This is a genomic window from Lonsdalea iberica (genome assembly GCF_002111585.1).
Classification (GTDB): domain Bacteria; phylum Pseudomonadota; class Gammaproteobacteria; order Enterobacterales; family Enterobacteriaceae; genus Lonsdalea; species Lonsdalea iberica.
Genome location: NZ_LUTP01000006.1, coordinates 98,046 through 115,842 on the forward strand (window position 1 = coordinate 98,046; position 17,797 = coordinate 115,842).

At 55.4% G+C, this 17,797-nt stretch carries 17 protein-coding genes; 6 read left to right on the plus strand and 11 right to left on the minus strand.

The features are described 5' to 3' along the window. Window positions 1–85: 85 nt before the first annotated feature. The 6 genes from potI to nfsA form a co-directional block, all read right to left on the minus strand. Window positions 86–931: a putrescine ABC transporter permease PotI gene (gene potI / locus AU511_RS03780; RefSeq protein ID WP_085652301.1), complete on the minus strand. Its 846-nt coding sequence runs from the start codon at window positions 929–931 to the stop codon at window positions 86–88. Next, complete coding sequence (gene potH / locus AU511_RS03785; RefSeq protein WP_094108816.1) at window positions 928–1,875, minus strand: putrescine ABC transporter permease PotH; 948 nt, start codon at window positions 1,873–1,875, stop codon at window positions 928–930. Before potH ends, potI begins: the two co-directional genes overlap by 4 nt. Window positions 1,876–1,893: 18 nt before the next feature. Then, on the minus strand, window positions 1,894–3,027 hold the full coding sequence (potG, locus tag AU511_RS03790) for a putrescine ABC transporter ATP-binding subunit PotG (RefSeq protein ID WP_094101039.1): 1,134 nt from the start codon (window positions 3,025–3,027) through the stop codon (window positions 1,894–1,896). A gap of 109 nt (window positions 3,028–3,136) precedes the next feature. After that, a complete protein-coding gene (potF, locus tag AU511_RS03795) occupies window positions 3,137–4,246 on the minus strand; it encodes a spermidine/putrescine ABC transporter substrate-binding protein PotF (protein ID WP_094101038.1) in 1,110 nt (369 codons plus the stop codon). A 377-nt stretch (window positions 4,247–4,623) separates the two neighbouring features. Next, the gene (locus AU511_RS03800) at window positions 4,624–5,103 is read right to left on the minus strand and encodes a type III secretion system chaperone family protein (protein ID WP_094101037.1); all 480 of its coding nucleotides are present in this window, start codon (window positions 5,101–5,103) and stop codon (window positions 4,624–4,626) included. Between the two features lie 344 nt (window positions 5,104–5,447). Then, window positions 5,448–6,170, minus strand: coding sequence for an oxygen-insensitive NADPH nitroreductase (nfsA, locus tag AU511_RS03805; RefSeq protein WP_094108817.1), 723 nt, complete (start codon window positions 6,168–6,170; stop codon window positions 5,448–5,450). A 260-nt stretch (window positions 6,171–6,430) separates the two neighbouring features. Here nfsA and AU511_RS03810 point away from each other — a divergent pair, with 260 nt between their 5' ends. Then, on the plus strand, window positions 6,431–6,694 hold the full coding sequence (locus AU511_RS03810) for a GrxA family glutaredoxin (RefSeq protein WP_094101035.1): 264 nt from the start codon (window positions 6,431–6,433) through the stop codon (window positions 6,692–6,694). A gap of 120 nt (window positions 6,695–6,814) precedes the next feature. Here the strand turns inward: AU511_RS03810 and ybjM are convergent, their stop codons facing one another. Further along, window positions 6,815–7,186, minus strand: coding sequence for an inner membrane protein YbjM (gene ybjM, locus AU511_RS03815; RefSeq protein ID WP_094101034.1), 372 nt, complete (start codon window positions 7,184–7,186; stop codon window positions 6,815–6,817). Between the two features lie 308 nt (window positions 7,187–7,494). Here ybjM and AU511_RS03820 point away from each other — a divergent pair, with 308 nt between their 5' ends. After that, window positions 7,495–9,183 (plus strand): aspartate:alanine antiporter, encoded by a 1,689-nt coding sequence (locus AU511_RS03820; RefSeq protein ID WP_094101033.1) that lies wholly within the window; start codon window positions 7,495–7,497, stop codon window positions 9,181–9,183. Between the two features lie 536 nt (window positions 9,184–9,719). Then, on the plus strand, window positions 9,720–10,577 hold the full coding sequence (gene deoR / locus AU511_RS03825) for a DNA-binding transcriptional repressor DeoR (RefSeq protein WP_094108818.1): 858 nt from the start codon (window positions 9,720–9,722) through the stop codon (window positions 10,575–10,577). Here deoR and AU511_RS03830 read toward each other — a convergent pair. The 4 genes from AU511_RS03830 to AU511_RS03845 all read right to left on the minus strand — a co-directional run bounded on the left by AU511_RS03830 (window position 10,513) and on the right by AU511_RS03845 (window position 14,561). Next, entirely contained in the window at window positions 10,513–11,700 is a 1,188-nt protein-coding gene (locus tag AU511_RS03830) for a serine hydrolase (protein WP_240503758.1), read from the minus strand. The genes deoR and AU511_RS03830 overlap by 65 nt on opposite strands. A 257-nt stretch (window positions 11,701–11,957) precedes the next feature. Next, on the minus strand, window positions 11,958–12,617 hold the full coding sequence (locus AU511_RS03835) for a methionine ABC transporter permease (protein WP_094101031.1): 660 nt from the start codon (window positions 12,615–12,617) through the stop codon (window positions 11,958–11,960). Continuing rightward, a complete protein-coding gene (locus AU511_RS03840) occupies window positions 12,610–13,626 on the minus strand; it encodes a methionine ABC transporter ATP-binding protein (protein WP_094108835.1) in 1,017 nt (338 codons plus the stop codon). Before AU511_RS03840 ends, AU511_RS03835 begins: the two co-directional genes overlap by 8 nt. Window positions 13,627–13,709: 83 nt before the next feature. After that, the gene (locus tag AU511_RS03845; RefSeq protein ID WP_094101029.1) at window positions 13,710–14,561 is read right to left on the minus strand and encodes a MetQ/NlpA family ABC transporter substrate-binding protein; all 852 of its coding nucleotides are present in this window, start codon (window positions 14,559–14,561) and stop codon (window positions 13,710–13,712) included. Window positions 14,562–14,745: 184 nt separating this feature from the next. On the opposite strand from AU511_RS03845, the gene AU511_RS03850 reads away from it, so the two are divergent. From AU511_RS03850 to sanA, 3 genes are all read left to right on the plus strand, one after another. After that, entirely contained in the window at window positions 14,746–15,363 is a 618-nt protein-coding gene (locus tag AU511_RS03850; protein WP_094108820.1) for a glutathione S-transferase family protein, read from the plus strand. A gap of 103 nt (window positions 15,364–15,466) precedes the next feature. Beyond that, window positions 15,467–16,870, plus strand: a complete 1,404-nt coding sequence (gene rimO / locus AU511_RS03855) for a 30S ribosomal protein S12 methylthiotransferase RimO (protein ID WP_167371992.1) — start codon at window positions 15,467–15,469, stop codon at window positions 16,868–16,870. Between the two features lie 175 nt (window positions 16,871–17,045). Beyond that, window positions 17,046–17,792, plus strand: coding sequence for an outer membrane permeability protein SanA (gene sanA, locus AU511_RS03860; RefSeq protein ID WP_094108821.1), 747 nt, complete (start codon window positions 17,046–17,048; stop codon window positions 17,790–17,792). Window positions 17,793–17,797 lie beyond the last annotated feature (5 nt).

The following is a 17,797-nucleotide window of genomic DNA, read 5'->3' on the forward strand; positions in this document are numbered from 1 at the left end:
CTCCTCCCCATAAACAATAACGCCACCTCAAATCAAGGTGGCGTTATGATGACGGTTGGATCGGCGCTCACTCGCAGTATGCCGCTCAGCCCTGACGCGCTTTTTGCATATCACGTTGCCGCTGTTTTTCCGCCCGTGCCATAAACCACCACGCAATGATCCCAATAATGCCGACCACTAAGAGTATTAGCGAAGCCAGTGCATTAATCTGCGGATTAACGCCCATCCTCACGCTGGAGAAGACTAGCATAGGCAGCGTGGTTGCACCGGGTCCCGAGACAAAACTGGCGATCACCAGATCGTCCAGAGACAGCGTGAACGCCAACAGCCAGCCGGAGACCAGCGCGGGGGCAATCATCGGCACGGTGATGATAAAAAACACTTTGAGCGGCGTTGCGCCCAAATCCATCGCCGCTTCTTCAATTGAATGGTCCAGCTCACGCAGGCGCGCGCTCACCACCACCGCCACATAGGCCGAACAGAACGTGACATGGGCCAGCCAGATGGTCAACATACCGCGTTCCGCCGGCCAGCCAATGGCATGACCCAGCGCAACGAACAGCAGCAGCAGCGACAGCCCGGTAATAACGTCGGGCATCACCAGCGGCGCGGTCAGCATGAAGGCGAAGCCGTTCGAACCCCGAAAACTGCCGAAACGCACCATCACCAGCGACGCCATCGTCCCGATCACGACGGCCATCGTCGCCGATGCCGCCGCAATGGTCAGACTGAGCACAACCGCACTGATCATCGCGGAGTCATGAAACAGCGCCGTGTACCACTGCGTGGACCATCCAGCCCACACCGTCACCAGGCGGGAACTGTTAAAAGAGTAGACCACCAGCATCAGCATCGGCGCGTACAGGAAGGTAAATCCCAGCACCAGAATCAATATACGCCAGGGGGATCGCACTGCCGGTAAATCATTCATGCCTGATCCTCCGCCGCTTTGTTTTGGTGCTTATGGAACCAGATGATGGGGACGATCAGTAGAAGCAGCATCACTGTCGCCACCGCGGAAGCCACCGGCCAGTCGCGGTTGTTGAAGAACTCCTGCCACAGGATACGACCGATCATGATGCTGTCCGGGCCACCCAGCAGTTCCGGGATGACGTACTCGCCGACGGTCGGGATAAACACCAGCATCGAACCGGCAATAATACCGCCCTTGGTCAGCGGCATGATCACACTGAAGAACGTTTTGAAGGGCCGAGCGCCGAGATCCAGCGATGCCTCCACCAGCGAATAGTCCAGACGCGTGAGCGCGGTGTAGATCGGCAACACCATAAACGGCAGATAGGAGTACACCACCCCGATATAAACCGCCAAATTGGTGTGCAGGATCGTCAGCGGACTGTCGATGACGCCAAGCCAGATCAGAAAGTTGTTCAGGATGCCGTTTTCTTTAAGGATCCCCATCCACGCGTAAACCCGGATCAGGAACGACGTCCACGACGGCAAGATCACCAGCAGCAGCAGGATATTGCGGGTCGACGGTTTGCTGTGCGCGACCGCCCAGGCCAGCGGATAGCCCAGCAGCAGACACAGTAACGTTGAGATCGCCGCGACCTGCAACGACTGGAGGTAGGCCTCGATGTACAGCGGGTCAGACAGCAGTTGCAAATAGTTGCCGATGTTCAGCGCGATATTCAACGTGCCATCGACCCACGTCATCAGATCGGTATACGGCGGCACCGTACGCGCCATTTCCGCCAGACTGATTTTGAAGACAATCAGGAAAGGCAGCATGAACAGACACAGGAGCCATAAATACGGCAGCGCGATCACCAGCTTGTGGCCATACAGCATCCGCCAGCGCCTGAGCAGGCCGGCGGTTCTCCCCGTTGTCTGATGTTGTTCAGATAAGATCGTCATTGATGTGTGCTCCCCCTGCTACACCGTTAGCACCACACAGCTGTCCGCATCCCAGCACAACCGCACTTCATCGCCCCACGTCGGCGCATTTTTGCGATAGCGGTAGGCGTTCTGCAACTGTGCACTGAGGACTTGTCCGCTTTGTAGGCGAACATGATAGATCGACAAGTCGCCCAGATAAGCGATGTGCACCACCTCTCCCACCGCAAAGTTGCAGCCGTCTTCCGGTACGCTTTCACACAGCATGATTTTTTCGGGGCGCAACGCGATGGACACGGGTACGCCGTCGACCACCGAGACGTCGGAAGCTACCTTAAGCGGATGCACCAGCCCCGGACTCTGTACGATGAACGCATCGTCCTGACGCTCTTGCAATAGCCCTTCGAACATGTTCACGGAGCCGATAAACTCCGCGCTGAACCGGGTGGTCGGATTCTCATAAATCTCCTCCGGCTCGCCGATCTGCACGAATTTGCCGCGGTTCATGATTGCGATCCGTCCCGCCATCGTCATCGCTTCTTCCTGATCGTGCGTGACCATGACGCAGGTGACGCCGACCCGTTCCAGAATATCCACGACTTCCAGCTGCATCCGATCGCGGAGCTTTTTATCCAACGCGCCCATCGGTTCATCCAACAGCAGCAGCTTGGGGCGTTTCGCCAGACTTCGCGCAAGCGCGACGCGCTGACGCTGACCGCCGGAAAGCTGGTGCGGCTTACGGTTGGCGAACTCTTGCATGTGGACGAGCGAGAGCATTTCCGCCACCCGGTCTTTGATTTCGCCGCGCGACAGCTTGTCCTGCTTGAGACCGAAGGCGATGTTCTTCTCGACGGACATATGGGGGAACAGCGCATAGGACTGGAACATCATGTTGATGGGACGGAGATAGGGCGGCACTAACGACAGATCCTGACCGTCCAACATAATTTGCCCCTGCGTCGGCCGTTCGAAGCCGGCCAGCATGCGCAGCAGCGTGGATTTACCGCAGCCGGACGCACCAAGGAGAGCGAAGAGTTCACCCTTGTAGATGGTCAGGCTAACGTCATCGACGGCCAGTTGTCCGTCGTAAGATTTGGTCAGATTGCGGACCTCCAGCAACGGAGTGGCCGCCTTTTGGGTCTTAGGCTGAGGGCGGGAAATCGCTTCGTTCAAAATAGTGCTCTCCGGCAGAAGCAAGATACATCGCAGTCACCTGACTGCGACAGATGAGGAGGCCATCAGGCGACCGCCGCCGCCTGATGGCCGAGGTCAGCTGGGGGCGTTATTTCCCGCTTTTGACCCTGGTCCACGAACGGGTGATCACGCGATCGATTTTCGGGGACTGAACTTTCAACGTAAACAGCTTGGCGCGAACGTCGGCCGGGGGGTAAATGCCAGGGTTATTTTTAACGTCGTCTTTCACCAGCGGCAAAGAGGCTTTGTTCGGGTTAGCGTAATAGACGTAATTGGTGACGCCTGCGATCACATCCGGTTTCAACAGGTAGTTCAGGAACGCATAGGCTTCATCCAGATTTTTGGCATCTTTCGGGATCGCCAGCACGTCAAAAAAGGCCAGCGCGCCCTCTTTGGGGATGCTGTAGCCGATATTGACGCCGTTTTTCGCCTCTTTGGCCCGATTTGACGCCTGCATGACATCCCCTGCCCAGCCGATCGCGACGCAAATGTCGCCGTTAGCCAGATCGTTGATGTATTGCGAGGAGTGGAAGTAGCGGATGCTCGGGCGCAGCTTCAGCAGCAGATCGTTGGCGGATTGGGTGTAATCGCTCTCTTGGGCACTATTAGGATCTTTACCCTGATAATTCAGTACGGTCGCATAGATTTCCGCCGGGGCGTCAAGGAAGGAAACGCCGCAACTTTTCAGTTTTTCCAGGTTTTCAGGCTTCAACACCAGATCCCAGCTATCCAGCGGAGCGTCCTTGCCCAGCACCGCTTTGACCTTGTCGACGTTGTACCCAATACCGGTGGTTGCCCACAGATACGGCACCGCAAATTTATGACCTGGATCGTGAGGCTCAATCAGTTTCATCAGCTCTGGATCGAGATTCTGGTAGTTGGGCAGTCTACTCTTATCGAGCGGCTGGAAAATGCCTGCGCTGAGCTGGCGCTCTAGAAAGCTGGCCGAAGGAACCACCAGATCGAATCCGGTGCTTCCCGCCATCAGTTTGCCTTCCAGCAGTTCGTTGGAGTCAAACACATCATAGACAACCTTGATGCCCGACTCTTTCTGGAAGTTCTGCAGCGTGTCCGGCGCGATATAGTCAGACCAGTTGTATACATGCAGCGTTTTATCTTCCGCCAATGCTGTGAACGACGCAGCCATCAGCACGCTGGCAACCACACCCGATAACCATTTTTTACGTTGGGTGAACATCCGTCCATTCCTCCATCTCAGGGGATAATTAGGATTAACTGTGTATGAATCGATTACGCGAGTGTGTCGACCAGGGCAGCATTCGCAATGTGTTTTCATCAACTTGCGTCAGAATTCAGTATAGCGACTGACCGTCGAAACACGGCGGACCTCATGCATAACTACCGCTTTAAAGCATAACCGTAGTGAACTGGAGGCACCATAGAGGGGAGATAAAACCGGGGTTTATGAATGATTTACTGGTATTTGGTTGATAGTACACGTCCAATGTCGCCTAAATGCCGTGGAATATATGGCAAATAGGCGAGGAAACTAAAATAAAATGTTGGGGGACAAAAATAAGAAAATGCGATGGTATTGACTGATTAATAACACGATCAATGAAGGCTGGGCGCGATAACGCGACTAGCAGGACTCTCTTCTTCATCGCCGATAAACAGCAGATTATTGGCGCCGGCTTCCATAATCACCATCGACGTCTGCTCTTCGGCCTGCTGCATGAAATAGCGGAACTGCTCAAGACAGATGCCCGCGCCTGCGCTAAAGGTCTGGCAAGCGATCAACTTAGGCAGATTATCGTCCTGAATATCCAAAAATACCTTGGCCGTAAGAGAACTGGCGTTGGTCTGGCTCAGGTCGCCTACCAGCGGGATAAGCGCAGTCGGCTTCACTTCCGCCAACGCGGAAAACACGATGACGTTGTCGACGATATCGACCTTGGCATCGAATATGCCGTCAAAATTTTGCATATGTGGTAAATGCAGCGCCTCACAGGAGTCACATTCGAAATAAATGATGCCCAGTTGATCCAGCCACCGCCGTAGCACATTCAAATCAGGGACGATGATTGAATCCATATAAACTTGCCTCATTACTTACCCATCAGTGAAAAAAGACACCGGCCCGCAAGGCTATACCCGGAATAAATGTCCCGCGGGTGGTGGTAGCGGCGACATCTCAGGGCATTCTCATAAGCTTGCGGGGAGTGACGAACAGCCACAATGCTGTCGGACAACGGCGATGGCCCAAAACGGCTTGAACGCCATCTTACCTTCGCTGCCTGACCCAGACACTGTGCCCGAACGCGAGTCTAGTATATCAATAGCGATGCTGCCGAGTCCCCCTGTTTTTGCCGTCTGAACGGCCAGTTCGTGCAGGAGGGAGCATCCTCGCCGGTGAAAAGACGGAACGCGGCTCGCCGTCAGCGTTTAATCCACCCTTGACGATGCAGATAATTCAAAATAAACGGACGTTGCTCTTTCTCCAGCGCCGTTCTGATATGGTCGCTCCAATTGCCGCTTCGCTGATGGCTGTTGCGGTGCTGGTAATACTCCGCCATGTGCTGGTCATATTGCGCCAGCACGGTTTTATCCATCGGCTGGTAGGTATTTTCGTGGATCACTAACTCGGCGGGCAGTCGCGGTTTTTGATCCGGCTGAACGGCCGGATAGCCCAAGCACAGACCGAACAAAGGCAGCACCTGCTCAGGCAGTTCCAGCAAATCCGTGACCTCGGCGATGTGGTTGCGAATCCCGCCGATATACACCCCGCCCAGTCCAAGCGATTGCGCCGCGATCAGCGCATTCTGCGCCATAATGGCCGTGTCGATACAGCCCAGCAACAGTTGCTCCGCCAACCCCACCTCCGCCTCCGGGAAGATTTGCAGATGTCGGTTAAAGTCCGCGCAAAAAACCCAGAACTCCGGCGCCTGCGCCACGTACGCCTGGCCGCCGCTTAATGTGACCAGCGCCTGACGCGACGCGTTATCGGTAATACGAATGATGGAGCTGCACTGCAACAGACTGGAGGTCGAGGCGCTTCGGGCGGACTGGAATATGGCCTGACGCTGCTCTTCCGTCAGTGGTTGGTCGGTAAATTGACGAATGGAGCGATGATGACAGAGTAAATCGATAGTAGGAGTCACGATGGCGATCCTTACGCGTAATGAAAATGGCTGTCGCGCCGAGGGTCAGCAACAGGCGCGACAATCAACGGATATAAAGGCGACAGCAAGCGTCGCTTAGCCCACAATTATAAGACAGGCCGCCCGACTCACAACGTCATGCGTGCGATACTGATAGCCAGAGGGAATCAATACGACAGGCAATGACTGCTTTTTATTGTGTCGTCGAGCGGGCATAGTAGCCACGTTGGCTAACTTTAAGTTTTTATGAAGGAGTAAGCATGTTTGCTGTAATTTTCGGACGCCCAGGTTGCCCCTATTGCGTACGCGCCAAAGAACTGGCGGAAAAACTGACCGCTCAGCGCGATGACTTCAGCTATCGCTACGTGGATATTCAGGAAGAAGGGATCACGAAAGCCGATTTGTCGAAGACCGTCGGCAAACCGGTTGAGACCGTTCCGCAGATTTTCCTGGATGAGCAGCACATCGGTGGCTGCACGGAGTTTGAAGCTTATGCGAAAGAGCATCTGAATCTGTTTAAGTGACAGCGTCACTTACCGAGCATTGATCCAACATAAGGCGCTTCCCGCGCCTTTTTTATGGCTGATCCAGCACTCAACACGAATGACGTCGCCCGTTTAACGCAAGAAAAACCTCGCGTGTTATTAGCGAAAGAAGTGACGAACGACCGCCCTCAAAAACAGCAGCAACAACCCTCCCAGTAAAGTCCAGAAAACCGACACCACCACATACGCCAAGTCTTGCCAGAACGATCCGCACGATGCGTGGCCTGCACGCAGCAGCCACAGACAAAGGGGCACTGCGATCAAGGCGCCAATCAGGGTATAGCGCATTCTGTCGCAACCCGTCAGATAGCTGGAGATCATACCCGGCAGTAAAAACAGCAACATGCCCGGCTCGCCGTTACCCCCCTGTACCGTCGTCACTTTGAACGACATCATCTTCTGACTGAGAAAAACCAGTGTAAACAATACAAGACAACTGATTATCCCAACCCACCCTTTATTGTTTGCCATGCTTCGTCTTCTCACTATAAACAGGTGACAATACCTTCCGACCTCGTCATACCGCACAGGCCACCAATCGTGGTATTTCCCTGATGTGCCAAGACGGTGCTCTTGGCGCGTTTTATCTGCATACACAGCTGGTTGTCACGCAAATAAACTTCTAGAATAGCGACCGCCACATCAATCGTTACAGACACGGCTGATTCCCTTCATTTCATGCAACTCTGCTGTCGACGCCAGCGTCCTTGTGATGGAGTAAATTTAGCCTAAATTACTTTTATATCAAGAACTTAATAGTAAAAAATAAGTTGCATCCCATGAATATAAACGTCGCTGATTTGTTAAACGGGAATTACATTCTGCTGCTGTTCGTCGTTCTGTGTTTGGGTCTTTGTTTGGGGAAGTTGAGGCTAGGTTCCGTACAACTCGGTAATTCTATTGGAGTTTTAGTGGTCTCGTTGTTTCTGGGCCAACAGCATTTCACCATCAATGCCGAAGCGCTCAGCCTGGGATTCATGTTGTTTATTTTTTGTGTGGGCGTCGAAGCTGGCCCCAACTTCTTTTCGATTTTTTTCCGCGACGGCAAAAACTATCTGATGCTGGCTCTGGTTATGGTCGGCAGCGCATTGGTACTTGCGCTGATATTAGGAAAAATTTTCGGCTGGGGAATCGGGCTAACCGCCGGGATGCTGGCAGGCTCCATGACCTCGACCCCGGTACTGGTCGGCGCAGGCGATACGCTCAGGAACGCGTTCGGGGCCACGCCCATGCTCGGCATCGAACAGGAACACCTCAGCCTGGGTTATGCCCTGACCTATCTCATCGGCCTGGTCAGCCTGATCTTTGGCGCGCGCTACTTACCTAAACTGCAACATCAGGATCTGCCGACCAGCGCCCAGCAAATCGCGCGTGAGCGCGGCCTGGACGCCGACAGTCAGCGCAAGATTTATCTACCGATTATTCGCGCCTATCGCGTCGGGCCGGAGCTGGTGGCCTGGGCCGACGGCAAAAATCTGCGCGAGCTGGGCATTTACCGCCAAACCGGCTGCTATATCGAACGAATTCGGCGTAACGGGATTCTGGCCAGCCCGGACGGCGATGCCGTGCTGCAACTGGGCGACGAGATTTCGCTGGTCGGTTACCCGGATGCGCATGCGCGGCTCAATCCCAACTTCCGCGACGGCAAAGAAGTGTTCGACCGCGATCTGCTGGATATGCGCATCGTCACTGAAGAGATCGTGGTGAAAAACCACAACGCCGTCGGCAAACGACTCAGCCAGCTTAAACTGACCGACCACGGCTGCTTTCTCAATCGCATTGTCCGTAGCCAGATTGAAATGCCGATTGACGATGGCGTGGTGCTGAATAAAGGGGATGTGTTGCAGGTCAGCGGCGACACCCGACGGGTGAAAAGCATTGCAGACCGCATCGGTTTTATCTCCATCCACAGCCAGCTCACCGATCTGCTCGCCTTCTGCGCCTTCTTTATTATCGGCATTATGATCGGGCTGATCTCGTTTCAGTTCAGCCACTTTTCGTTCGGCGTCGGCAACGCCGCAGGTCTGCTGTTCGCGGGCATCATGTTGGGCTTTCTGCGAGCCAACCATCCCACTTTCGGCTATATCCCGCAGGGGGCGTTGAATATGGTGAAGGAGTTCGGGCTGATGGTTTTCATGGCTGGCGTCGGTCTGAGCGCAGGCGGCACCATCAACACCAGTCTGGGCGCTATTGGTCTGCAAATGCTGCTGTCAGGAATGCTGGTCAGTCTGGTGCCGGTGTTTATCTGTTTCCTGTTTGGCGCCTATATTCTCCGCATGAACCGCGCGCTGCTGTTCGGGGCCATCATGGGAGCCCGTACCTGCGCGCCTGCGATGGATATCATCAGCGATGCTGCGCGCAGCAATATTCCGGCGCTCGGCTATGCCGGCACGTACGCCATCGCCAATGTTCTCCTGACACTGGCGGGTTCGCTTATTGTCATTATCTGGCCGGAGCTACCGTTATAGCGGGATGTTGACGAGAGCAAACAGAGATTATTCGAAAGTGCAGCGCGGCAGATAAGCTTCTCCCTTTATCTTCCGCGCGTTGCGCTAATAAGTGACACCGCGTCACTTTTGTCGCTGGTAGGAGGGCGACTCGCCAATCATGATCTTTGCGGCTTGATACACGAGCCCGTGACTTTGATAGGATGCTAATTACCCTATTTCGTAATTAGTTATACTTATTTAAATACCCATTACATTAGTTTCTTAATGTCTGTTTGCACCACCGTTATCTAAACCGCTATATTACTGTCCCGTCTGCCGGCTCACCGGCTCAGGCTATTTCCCGCATGAACATGGCTGTTCCTGCTGCTTCAGGTTGCGGTTGACCGCACTCTGGCACGGCACACAGAACACGCTGTGCGCCACCTTTTAGACCTCTGAACTTGGACAACCTCGCGTTGGCATCAGCCTATGGCTATCGATGGGGCTGTCGTTGACAAGGAGGCCGACACTTATCGCACTGCATTTTATTTTGACTTTATTTACTGAGGACCATCATGGTAATGCGCCGCATCGAACGGCTGAACACACTGGCACGAGCCTTAAAGAAAACCGACAAAATGCGCCTTAAAGAGGCGGCACTATTGCTGGGCGTTTCTGAGATGACCGTGAGGCGCGACCTTAACAGTGGGGAGACCTGCGTAATGTTGCTGGGCGGCTATGTGGTCAGCGATCCTCGGAGCCACAATGTCGGCGGTTATCTCATTGCCGATCGAGAACAGTGTCAGGTGGAAGAAAAACGCCAGACTGGGGAATGTGCGGCACAGTTGGTCGAAGCCAACGACATCGTCTTTTTCGACTGCGGCACCACGACCAGCTTCATCATCGAAGCGATCCCGGACGATATGTGCTTCACCGGCGTCTGCTACTCGCTCAACACCTTTATGGCGCTGCAAAATAAACCCTTGTGTCAGGCGATCTTGCTAGGCGGACTGTTCAACGCGAGCAAAGCCCTGTTTACCCCTATCGGCCACCAGCACGACATGGACCATCTCTGCCCGCATGTCGCGTTTATCTCCGCGGAAGGGGTCGATCTTCAGGTGGGCGCCACCTGTCTCGATGTCGCCGAACTGGCGATAAAACACCGCGCGTTATCGGCGAGTCAACGCAATGTCCTGGTCATCGACAACAGCAAATTCGAGAAACGCAGCCCGGCCCGCATCGGCGAACTGACGCTCTTCGATATCGTGGTCAGCGACCGATTACCGGCCGCCGACTACATCAGCTACTGTGCCGAACAGGACATTCAACTGCTTACCCCGTCGCTAACGGCAACGCCCGGTCAGATGCTCACCCCAAGAGACCGCCAAACCACTGATTTAGTCTCATCAGCACCGCGTCCCACATGCGGCTAAAGAACCCTGCTTCCGGTACGTCGTCCATCGCCACCAGCGGACGCTGAGCGATGGATTTACCCTCCAGCTGAAAATCCACCGTTCCAACGGCTTGCCCTTTTTTCAGCGGCGCCGTCAGCGGCGTTGAGCTGATCGTATAGCTGGCCCGCAGATTTTTGCTCTGTCCTTTGGGAATGCTGAGCGCGGCGTCTTCAGCCACGCTTAAACGCGCCTGCGAACTCTCGCCGAACCATACACGTTGCGTCGTCAGCACCGTATCGCTGCGTACAGGCGTAACCGTGTCGTAGAATCGGAATCCCCAGGTCAGCAGCTTTTCACTTTCGCGAAAACGTATCGCATCCGTCGGCGCACCCAGCACCACGGAGATCAGGCGCATCTCCCCTTGCGTGGCGGACGCCACCAGATTATGGCCTGCGCCGCTGGTATGCCCGGTTTTCACCCCGTCCACGACCAGGTTGCTGCTCCACAGCAGACGATTGCGATTCATCTGACGGATGTTGTTGAAGGTGAAAGACTTCTCTTTGTGCAGCGCATATTCATCGGGCACGTCGCGAATCAGCGCCCGGCTGAGGAGCGCCATATCCCGCGCGGTACTGTATTGCCCCTCCGCATCCAGGCCGTGGACGGTTAGAAAATGCGTGTTGGTCAACCCTAGCGCTTTCACATATTGGTTCATCAGCCCGACAAACGCGTCCTGGCTGCCCGCCACATAATCCGCCAGCGCGATGCTGGCATCGTTGCCGGACTGAATAACGATCCCTTTATTCAATTCTGAGACCGCAATCTGATCGCCGGGCTTCAGGAACATCAGCGAAGAACCGCGCAGCGCCGGATTGCCCGTCGCCCAGGCATCTTTTCCAACGGTCACCACATCGGTCGTTTTTATTTTGCCGGCTTTCACCGCCTGCCCAATCACATAGCTGGCCATGATTTTGGTCAGACTGGCGGGATCGAGCCGTTCATCCGCCTGAGACTCGGCCAACACCTGGCCGCTGTGAAAATCCATGAGGATATAGGCTTTGGCGTCGATTTGTGGCGCGGGCGGCGCTTGTTCCGCGACCGCAGGCAATACCGTTACGAAGATCAGGCTGGCGATGCCGGCCTGTAAGCGGGGAAAACGCATCTTGATTTTCATTGGTTAGCAACTCTGTCCTTACGTCGTTAACTACGGAGAGGAACGCTATGCAGACATATTCTGACACACATAAAAGTAGCCTTTCACGTGCCGTAATAAAACGTCTCAATGTGTAAAGTTAATCAAACGTGAGGAAAACCGGTCCGAGGAGGCGGTGACTGCGGATAAAACCGAGGAAAAAGAGAGGAAAATGGACGCCTCTCCTTCCGCCGCGAACGGACTATAGGAAAGGCGCCCCGGTGCGATCAGCGTCGCTCGCGCTTATCGGCGCGTTTCGCCAGCCAGTCGCCTAGCGTTTGTACGATCTGTACCAGAATCACCAGCGCAATGACCGTCACCACCATGACCTGCGTTTCATAGCGGTAGTAGCCGAAACGGATCGCCAGATCCCCGACGCCGCCGCCGCCGACGATGCCCGCCATCGCCGAGTAGCCGATCAGGCTCACCAACGTTATCGTCAGTCCGCGCAGTAACCCGGAACGCGCTTCCGGCAGCAGCACCGTGCCGATGATACGCATTGGACTGGCGCCGAACGCCTCCGCGGCTTCCACAATTCCTGGATCAACCTCGCGCAACGCGCTATCCACCAGCCGCGCATAAAAAGCGATAGCGGCGACGGACATCGGCACCGAGGCCGCGATAGGGCCGATAGTGTTGCCGAGCAGGATCTGTGTCAACGGCAGCAGCAGCACCAGCAAAATCACGAACGGAATCGAACGGATGATATTCACCAGCACGGTGCTGAGCAGATAGAAAAAGCGGTTCTCCCAGAAAAGATGCCGGTCGGTGACGTAGATCAACAGCCCCAGCGGCAGGCCGCCGATTACGGCGAAGAAAGTCGAAATCCCGACCATCTGGAATGTTTCACCGAATGCGGCGATCAGATCACCCCATAATTCATCCATGCAGCACCTCCACGTTAGCGGTTTTATGGCGGATGTACTCGACGGCGGCCGTGACCTGCGACGGGTCCGTCGCGTGCATCAGCAGCGCCACCAGGATCCCCAGCGCCCGATTGCCGATATATTCGATTTTGCCGTGCAGAATATTCACGGACACGCCGAAGCGCGTCGCGACATCCGACAGGACCGGCTGTTCGGCGGAGTCGCCGACGAACAGGATCTTCACCAGCGTTCCCCGCAAATCCTCTTTCAGCCGGCTAGGCAGCGCTAGATTCAGCGTATGCGCCACCAGTTGGCGAGTGAAATCGTGCTGCGGGGTGGCGAAGATATCGAACACGTCGCCCTCTTCCACCACGCGACCGCCGGTCATCACCGCGACGCGATTACAGATCGTCTTAATGACGCTCATTTCATGAGAGATCAGCACGATGGTAATACCAAGCTTCAGATTGATCTCTTTCAGCAACGCAAGGATCGCGGCGGACGTTTCCAGATCCAGCGCCGACGTCGGCTCATCACACAGCAGCACTTCCGGATGGTTGGCGATGCCCCGCGCGATGCCGACCCGCTGCTTTTGCCCACCGCTGAGCTGCGCAGGGTAGGCCTGAGCCTTATCCGCCAGCCCGACCAGCATCAGGATCTCCGGCACCCGCCGCTCAATCTCCGCCCTGGATTTGCCCGCTGATTTCAGGCTGAAAGCGACGTTTTGCGCAACGGTGCGCGTCTGCATCAGATTAAAGTGTTGGAAAATCATGCCGACTTTTTGTCGACAGTGCCGCAGCCTGGCACCGCGAAGGTCGCTGATACGCACGCCGTTCACGCTAACATGGCCCGACGTCGGGCGCTGTAGCAGATTGATGGTGCGCAGCAAAGTACTTTTCCCAGCCCCGCTCGCCCCGACGATGCCATACACATCGCCCCGACGGATATGCAGTGAAACATTATCCACCGCTTTCGTTTCTCGTTGTTTTTCATGTGGAAAGTCAACGCTGACATTGTCTATGCGAATCATGGTTCGCGCACTCCCGACTGAATATAGGAACAACAGAAAGCCGATCATTGACCGGCTCTATGAAAGGTCACGCGGCCAGATCGTTATGGCGTGGTCGTTGGCGCTGGCGTCTGCGCGTGCATCCATTCCGGTTTCTGGAACTGACTGAACATCGTCGCCGGATTGTCGATCACGGCCGCATAAGCCGGTGACTCGACGGCGACTTGGATGTCCTTCACAAACGGCTTATCAACGTCCGCCGTCCGGACGGCAATGACGTTCTTGAGGTTCTCATCCAGCGTTTCCAGCTTCAGCGCGGAAGAGAGTTTCAGTCCGGCGGAAAGGGCGAAGTTGCCGTTGATCAACGAGGCCGTCACGCTATCCAACGTGCGTGGCAGTTGCGCAGCTTCGAGCGGTTTAAACACCAGCCCTCGCGGGTTGCTGACAATATCTTTTTCCGACGCTTTAGTGGGATCGATGTCCGGCTTGATGGTAATCAGTCCCAGCGACTGTAGGAAGCGCAGGCCACGAGCCAGGTTGGTGGGATCGTTGGATAACGTCACGATGTCGCCTTTCTTCAATTCGTCCAGCGAGGTGATTTTGCGCGAATAGAATCCCATGCTGGCGGTCGGCACCGCGATTAGGCGGGTCAGTTTCAGACCTTTATCCGCCGCGAACTTGTCCAGATAAAGAGTATGCTGAAACAGGTTGGCGTCGATGCTGCCGTTCGACAATGCGAGGTTAGGCTGGACGTAGTCACTGAATTCGCGCACCACGACCTTGTACCCTTTTTGCGTCAGCTCTGGTTTGATGGCCTGTTTAACCATATCGCCATAAGGACCCGGCGCGACGCCGAATACGATGGTGTGTGCGTCGCTCTGCGCGACAGCACTGTGAATGCCCGAGGCCAATAGCGCGGCGACCACCGTCGCTCGTATAGATTGAGAAAATGTCATAACACCCTTCCTGTCTGAGTCATTGTTGTCATTGGTTATCATGATTATTAAGGGAATCAGCGTAATAAATAAATAATAAAAAACCCTATGATTATGCAGGCATAGCGATGCGCGACTTTATTCCGTGCCAGACTCATGGTCTTATCTACATTAATGGTCAAAACGTGACGGGAGGATTAACACAATGCTAACCCTATGGGGACGCGAGAACTCGACGAATGTGAAAAAGGTACTCTGGTGCGCGGAGGAGTTAGGACTGACGTACCAGCATATTCCTCTGGGCGGCGCTTTCGGGGGTAATCAAGACCCCGATTATCTGGCGCTGAATCCCAACGGATTGATTCCCTGCCTGCGCGACGATGAGCTGGTGCTATGGGAATCCAATAGTATCGTGCGCTATCTGGCGGCGCAGTATGGGCAAGATTCGCTTTATTTGGCCGATGCGAAAGTGCGCGCCAGCGCGGAGAAATGGATGGATTGGGCAATATCCTTCGCCACATTTTTTGGGCCGGTGTTTATCAACATGATGCGCACGCCTGCCGACCAGCGCGATAGGGCTGCCGTTGAAGCCAATATCGAGCGTTGCGAATCTTTGCTGAGCATCGCCGATAGCGCGCTGGCGACCCAGCCCTGGTTATCCGGAGAGCACTTTGGCGTCGGCGATATTCCGCTGGGCTGCATTGCCTACGGCTGGTTCGGCATGCCCATTACACGCCAGCCTCATCCCCATCTGGAGCGCTGGTACCAGCAATTAACGACGCGTCCGGCGTTCAAAAGCAAGGTTATGATTCCCCTCAGCTAAACGCCCCGCTCCGCCGTCAAGATTGGCGGCGGGATCTGTTTCCTGCCGTTGATTCGGGTATAATCCGCCGACTTTTCCCGTACAACCCGATGTATGAGACGCTATGACTGTTAACACCTTCGATCCTTCGCAGACCACCACGCTGGCGGCCCCGGAGAAAACGCTGGCCCGGCAAAAGAAAGGCGGCGACAAACCGCAGGGCAATAAAATTGGTTTTGTCAGCCTGGGCTGCCCCAAAAACCTGGTGGATTCCGAACGCATCCTCACGGAGCTGCGCACCGAAGGGTATCAGGTCGTGCCGAGCTATCACGACGCCGATCTGGTGATCGTCAACACCTGCGGCTTCATCGACAGCGCCGTTCAAGAATCGCTGGAAACCATCGGCGAAGCGCTCAATGAAAACGGTAAAGTCATTGTCACCGGCTGTCTCGGCGCCAAAGAGAACCAAATCCGCGAAGTGCATCCCAACGTGCTGGAGATCAGCGGGCCACACAGCTACGAGCAGGTGCTGTCGCACGTCCATCATTATGTTCCGCAGCCGAAACACAACCCGTTCACTAGTCTGGTGCCGGAATCCGGCGTGAAACTGACGCCACGTCACTATGCCTACCTCAAGATCTCCGAAGGCTGCGACCATCGTTGCACCTTCTGCATCATCCCCTCAATGCGCGGAAAACTGGATAGCCGTCCCGTAGGCTCCGTCCTGGATGAAGCTAAGCGTCTGGTCGACGCCGGGGTGAAAGAACTGCTCGTCATTTCGCAGGATACCTCCGCCTACGGCACCGACATCAAACACCGTACCGGTTTCTGGAACGGCCAGCCGGTCAAGTCCAGCATGGTCAGCCTGTGCGAACAGCTGGCGACGCTGGGGATTTGGGTCCGCCTGCACTACGTCTACCCTTACCCGCACGTCGACGAGGTGATCCCGTTGATGGCGGAAGGAAAAATCCTGCCGTATCTGGATATCCCGCTACAGCACGCCAGCCCGAAAGTATTGAAGCTGATGAAACGCCCCGGCGCGATCGAACGCACGCTGGAGCGCATTAAACGCTGGCGTGAGATCTGCCCGGCGCTGACGCTGCGCTCAACCTTCATCGTTGGGTTCCCCGGCGAAACGGAAGAGGATTTTCAGATGCTGCTGGATTTCCTGAAAGAAGCGCAGTTGGATCGCGTGGGCTGCTTCAAATTCAGTCCCGTAGAAGGCGCCACCGCCAATACGCTGCCCGACCCAGTGCCGGAAGAGATCAAAGAGGAGCGCTACCACCGCTTCATGCAGTTACAGCAGCAGATTTCCGCGCAGCGCCTGCAGGCGAAAATCGGCCTGGAGCTGCCGGTACTCATCGATGAAGTCGATGAAGAAGGCGCCATCGGCCGCAGCATGGCCGACGCCCCGGAAATCGACGGCGCGGTCTATCTGAACGGCGAAACTCGCCTCAAGCCGGGCGATCTCGTGACGGTAAAAATCGAACACGCCGACGAATATGACCTGTGGGGCAGCCGGGTCTAATGACGTTACACCGGGGAATTCTTTCCTCCCGTCCCCGGTATTCTTTTCCTTTTAATTGATCCCTTGCACTAAAATTCATCATTAAGCGTTCACCCGGGACGCTTCGCCTTGCGTGAGCCCGGCAGGTAAAGTAGCCTTGCCGGATGATTTGATTCGTGCTGAGTAAGGCAGACGCATGTGGAAACGCCTGACATTTGGTCTTTTCACCAGCATCCTGGTGCTGGCAGGAGGCGCATTTCTGCTTGACCGCTGCATCAGCTGGCGCACCGCCCCCTACATTTTCGACGACCTGAAAGACCTTCCCCCCCGCCCCGTCGGCGTCGTGCTGGGTACGGCAAAATACTACCGCGCAGGCGGCATTAACCAATATTATCTGTTCCGCATTCAGGGCGCGCTCAATGCCTATAACAGCGGCAAAGTCAGCTATCTGCTCCTCAGCGGCGACAACGCGCAGCAAAGCTATAACGAGCCGATGACGATGCGGCGCGATCTCATATCCGCAGGCGTTGCGCCGATGGATATAGTGCTCGACTACGCCGGTTTCCGCACGCTGGACTCGATTGTTCGCACCCGAAAAGTGTTCGACACCAACGACTTCACCATCATCACCCAACGTTTCCACTGCGAGCGCGCGCTGTTTATTGCGCTGCATCTGGGTATTCAGGCCCAGTGTTATGCGGTGCCGTCGCCCAAGGATATTTGGATGGTAAGAATTAGGGAGTTCGGCGCCCGTCTGGGCACCTTGTTCGATCTGTATATTTTGAAGCGCGAACCCCGGTTTCTTGGTCCAATGATCCCGATCCCCGCTCCGCATACAATTTCTGCCGATGAGCCCGGCTATCCGGCCGTGCCGCCCGAGTATCTGCCGGCTGACACTACGGAAACGGTCGGCAAGAAATCCGCCGCCGCGTTCCATCCTTGATTAAA

What these genes read in the sequence shown, in the direction of transcription:
- deoR (WP_094108818.1), top strand. Translation starts at nt 9,720, where the DNA reads ATGGTAATGCGCCGCATCGAACGGCTGAACACACTGGCACGAGCCTTA.
- AU511_RS03835 (WP_094101031.1), bottom strand. Translation starts at nt 12,617, where the DNA reads ATGGATGAATTATGGGGTGATCTGATCGCCGCATTCGGTGAAACATTC.
- rimO (WP_167371992.1), top strand. Translation starts at nt 15,467, where the DNA reads ATGACTGTTAACACCTTCGATCCTTCGCAGACCACCACGCTGGCGGCC.
- AU511_RS03810 (WP_094101035.1), top strand. Translation starts at nt 6,431, where the DNA reads ATGTTTGCTGTAATTTTCGGACGCCCAGGTTGCCCCTATTGCGTACGC.
- sanA (WP_094108821.1), top strand. Translation starts at nt 17,046, where the DNA reads ATGTGGAAACGCCTGACATTTGGTCTTTTCACCAGCATCCTGGTGCTG.
- AU511_RS03850 (WP_094108820.1), top strand. Translation starts at nt 14,746, where the DNA reads ATGCTAACCCTATGGGGACGCGAGAACTCGACGAATGTGAAAAAGGTA.
- AU511_RS03830 (WP_240503758.1), bottom strand. Translation starts at nt 11,700, where the DNA reads ATGCGTTTTCCCCGCTTACAGGCCGGCATCGCCAGCCTGATCTTCGTA.
- AU511_RS03820 (WP_094101033.1), top strand. Translation starts at nt 7,495, where the DNA reads ATGAATATAAACGTCGCTGATTTGTTAAACGGGAATTACATTCTGCTG.
- potF (WP_094101038.1), bottom strand. Translation starts at nt 4,246, where the DNA reads ATGTTCACCCAACGTAAAAAATGGTTATCGGGTGTGGTTGCCAGCGTG.
- AU511_RS03800 (WP_094101037.1), bottom strand. Translation starts at nt 5,103, where the DNA reads ATGGATTCAATCATCGTCCCTGATTTGAATGTGCTACGGCGGTGGCTG.
- AU511_RS03845 (WP_094101029.1), bottom strand. Translation starts at nt 14,561, where the DNA reads ATGACATTTTCTCAATCTATACGAGCGACGGTGGTCGCCGCGCTATTG.
- ybjM (WP_094101034.1), bottom strand. Translation starts at nt 7,186, where the DNA reads ATGGCAAACAATAAAGGGTGGGTTGGGATAATCAGTTGTCTTGTATTG.
- potI (WP_085652301.1), bottom strand. Translation starts at nt 931, where the DNA reads ATGAATGATTTACCGGCAGTGCGATCCCCCTGGCGTATATTGATTCTG.
- potH (WP_094108816.1), bottom strand. Translation starts at nt 1,875, where the DNA reads ATGACGATCTTATCTGAACAACATCAGACAACGGGGAGAACCGCCGGC.
- AU511_RS03840 (WP_094108835.1), bottom strand. Translation starts at nt 13,626, where the DNA reads ATGATTCGCATAGACAATGTCAGCGTTGACTTTCCACATGAAAAACAA.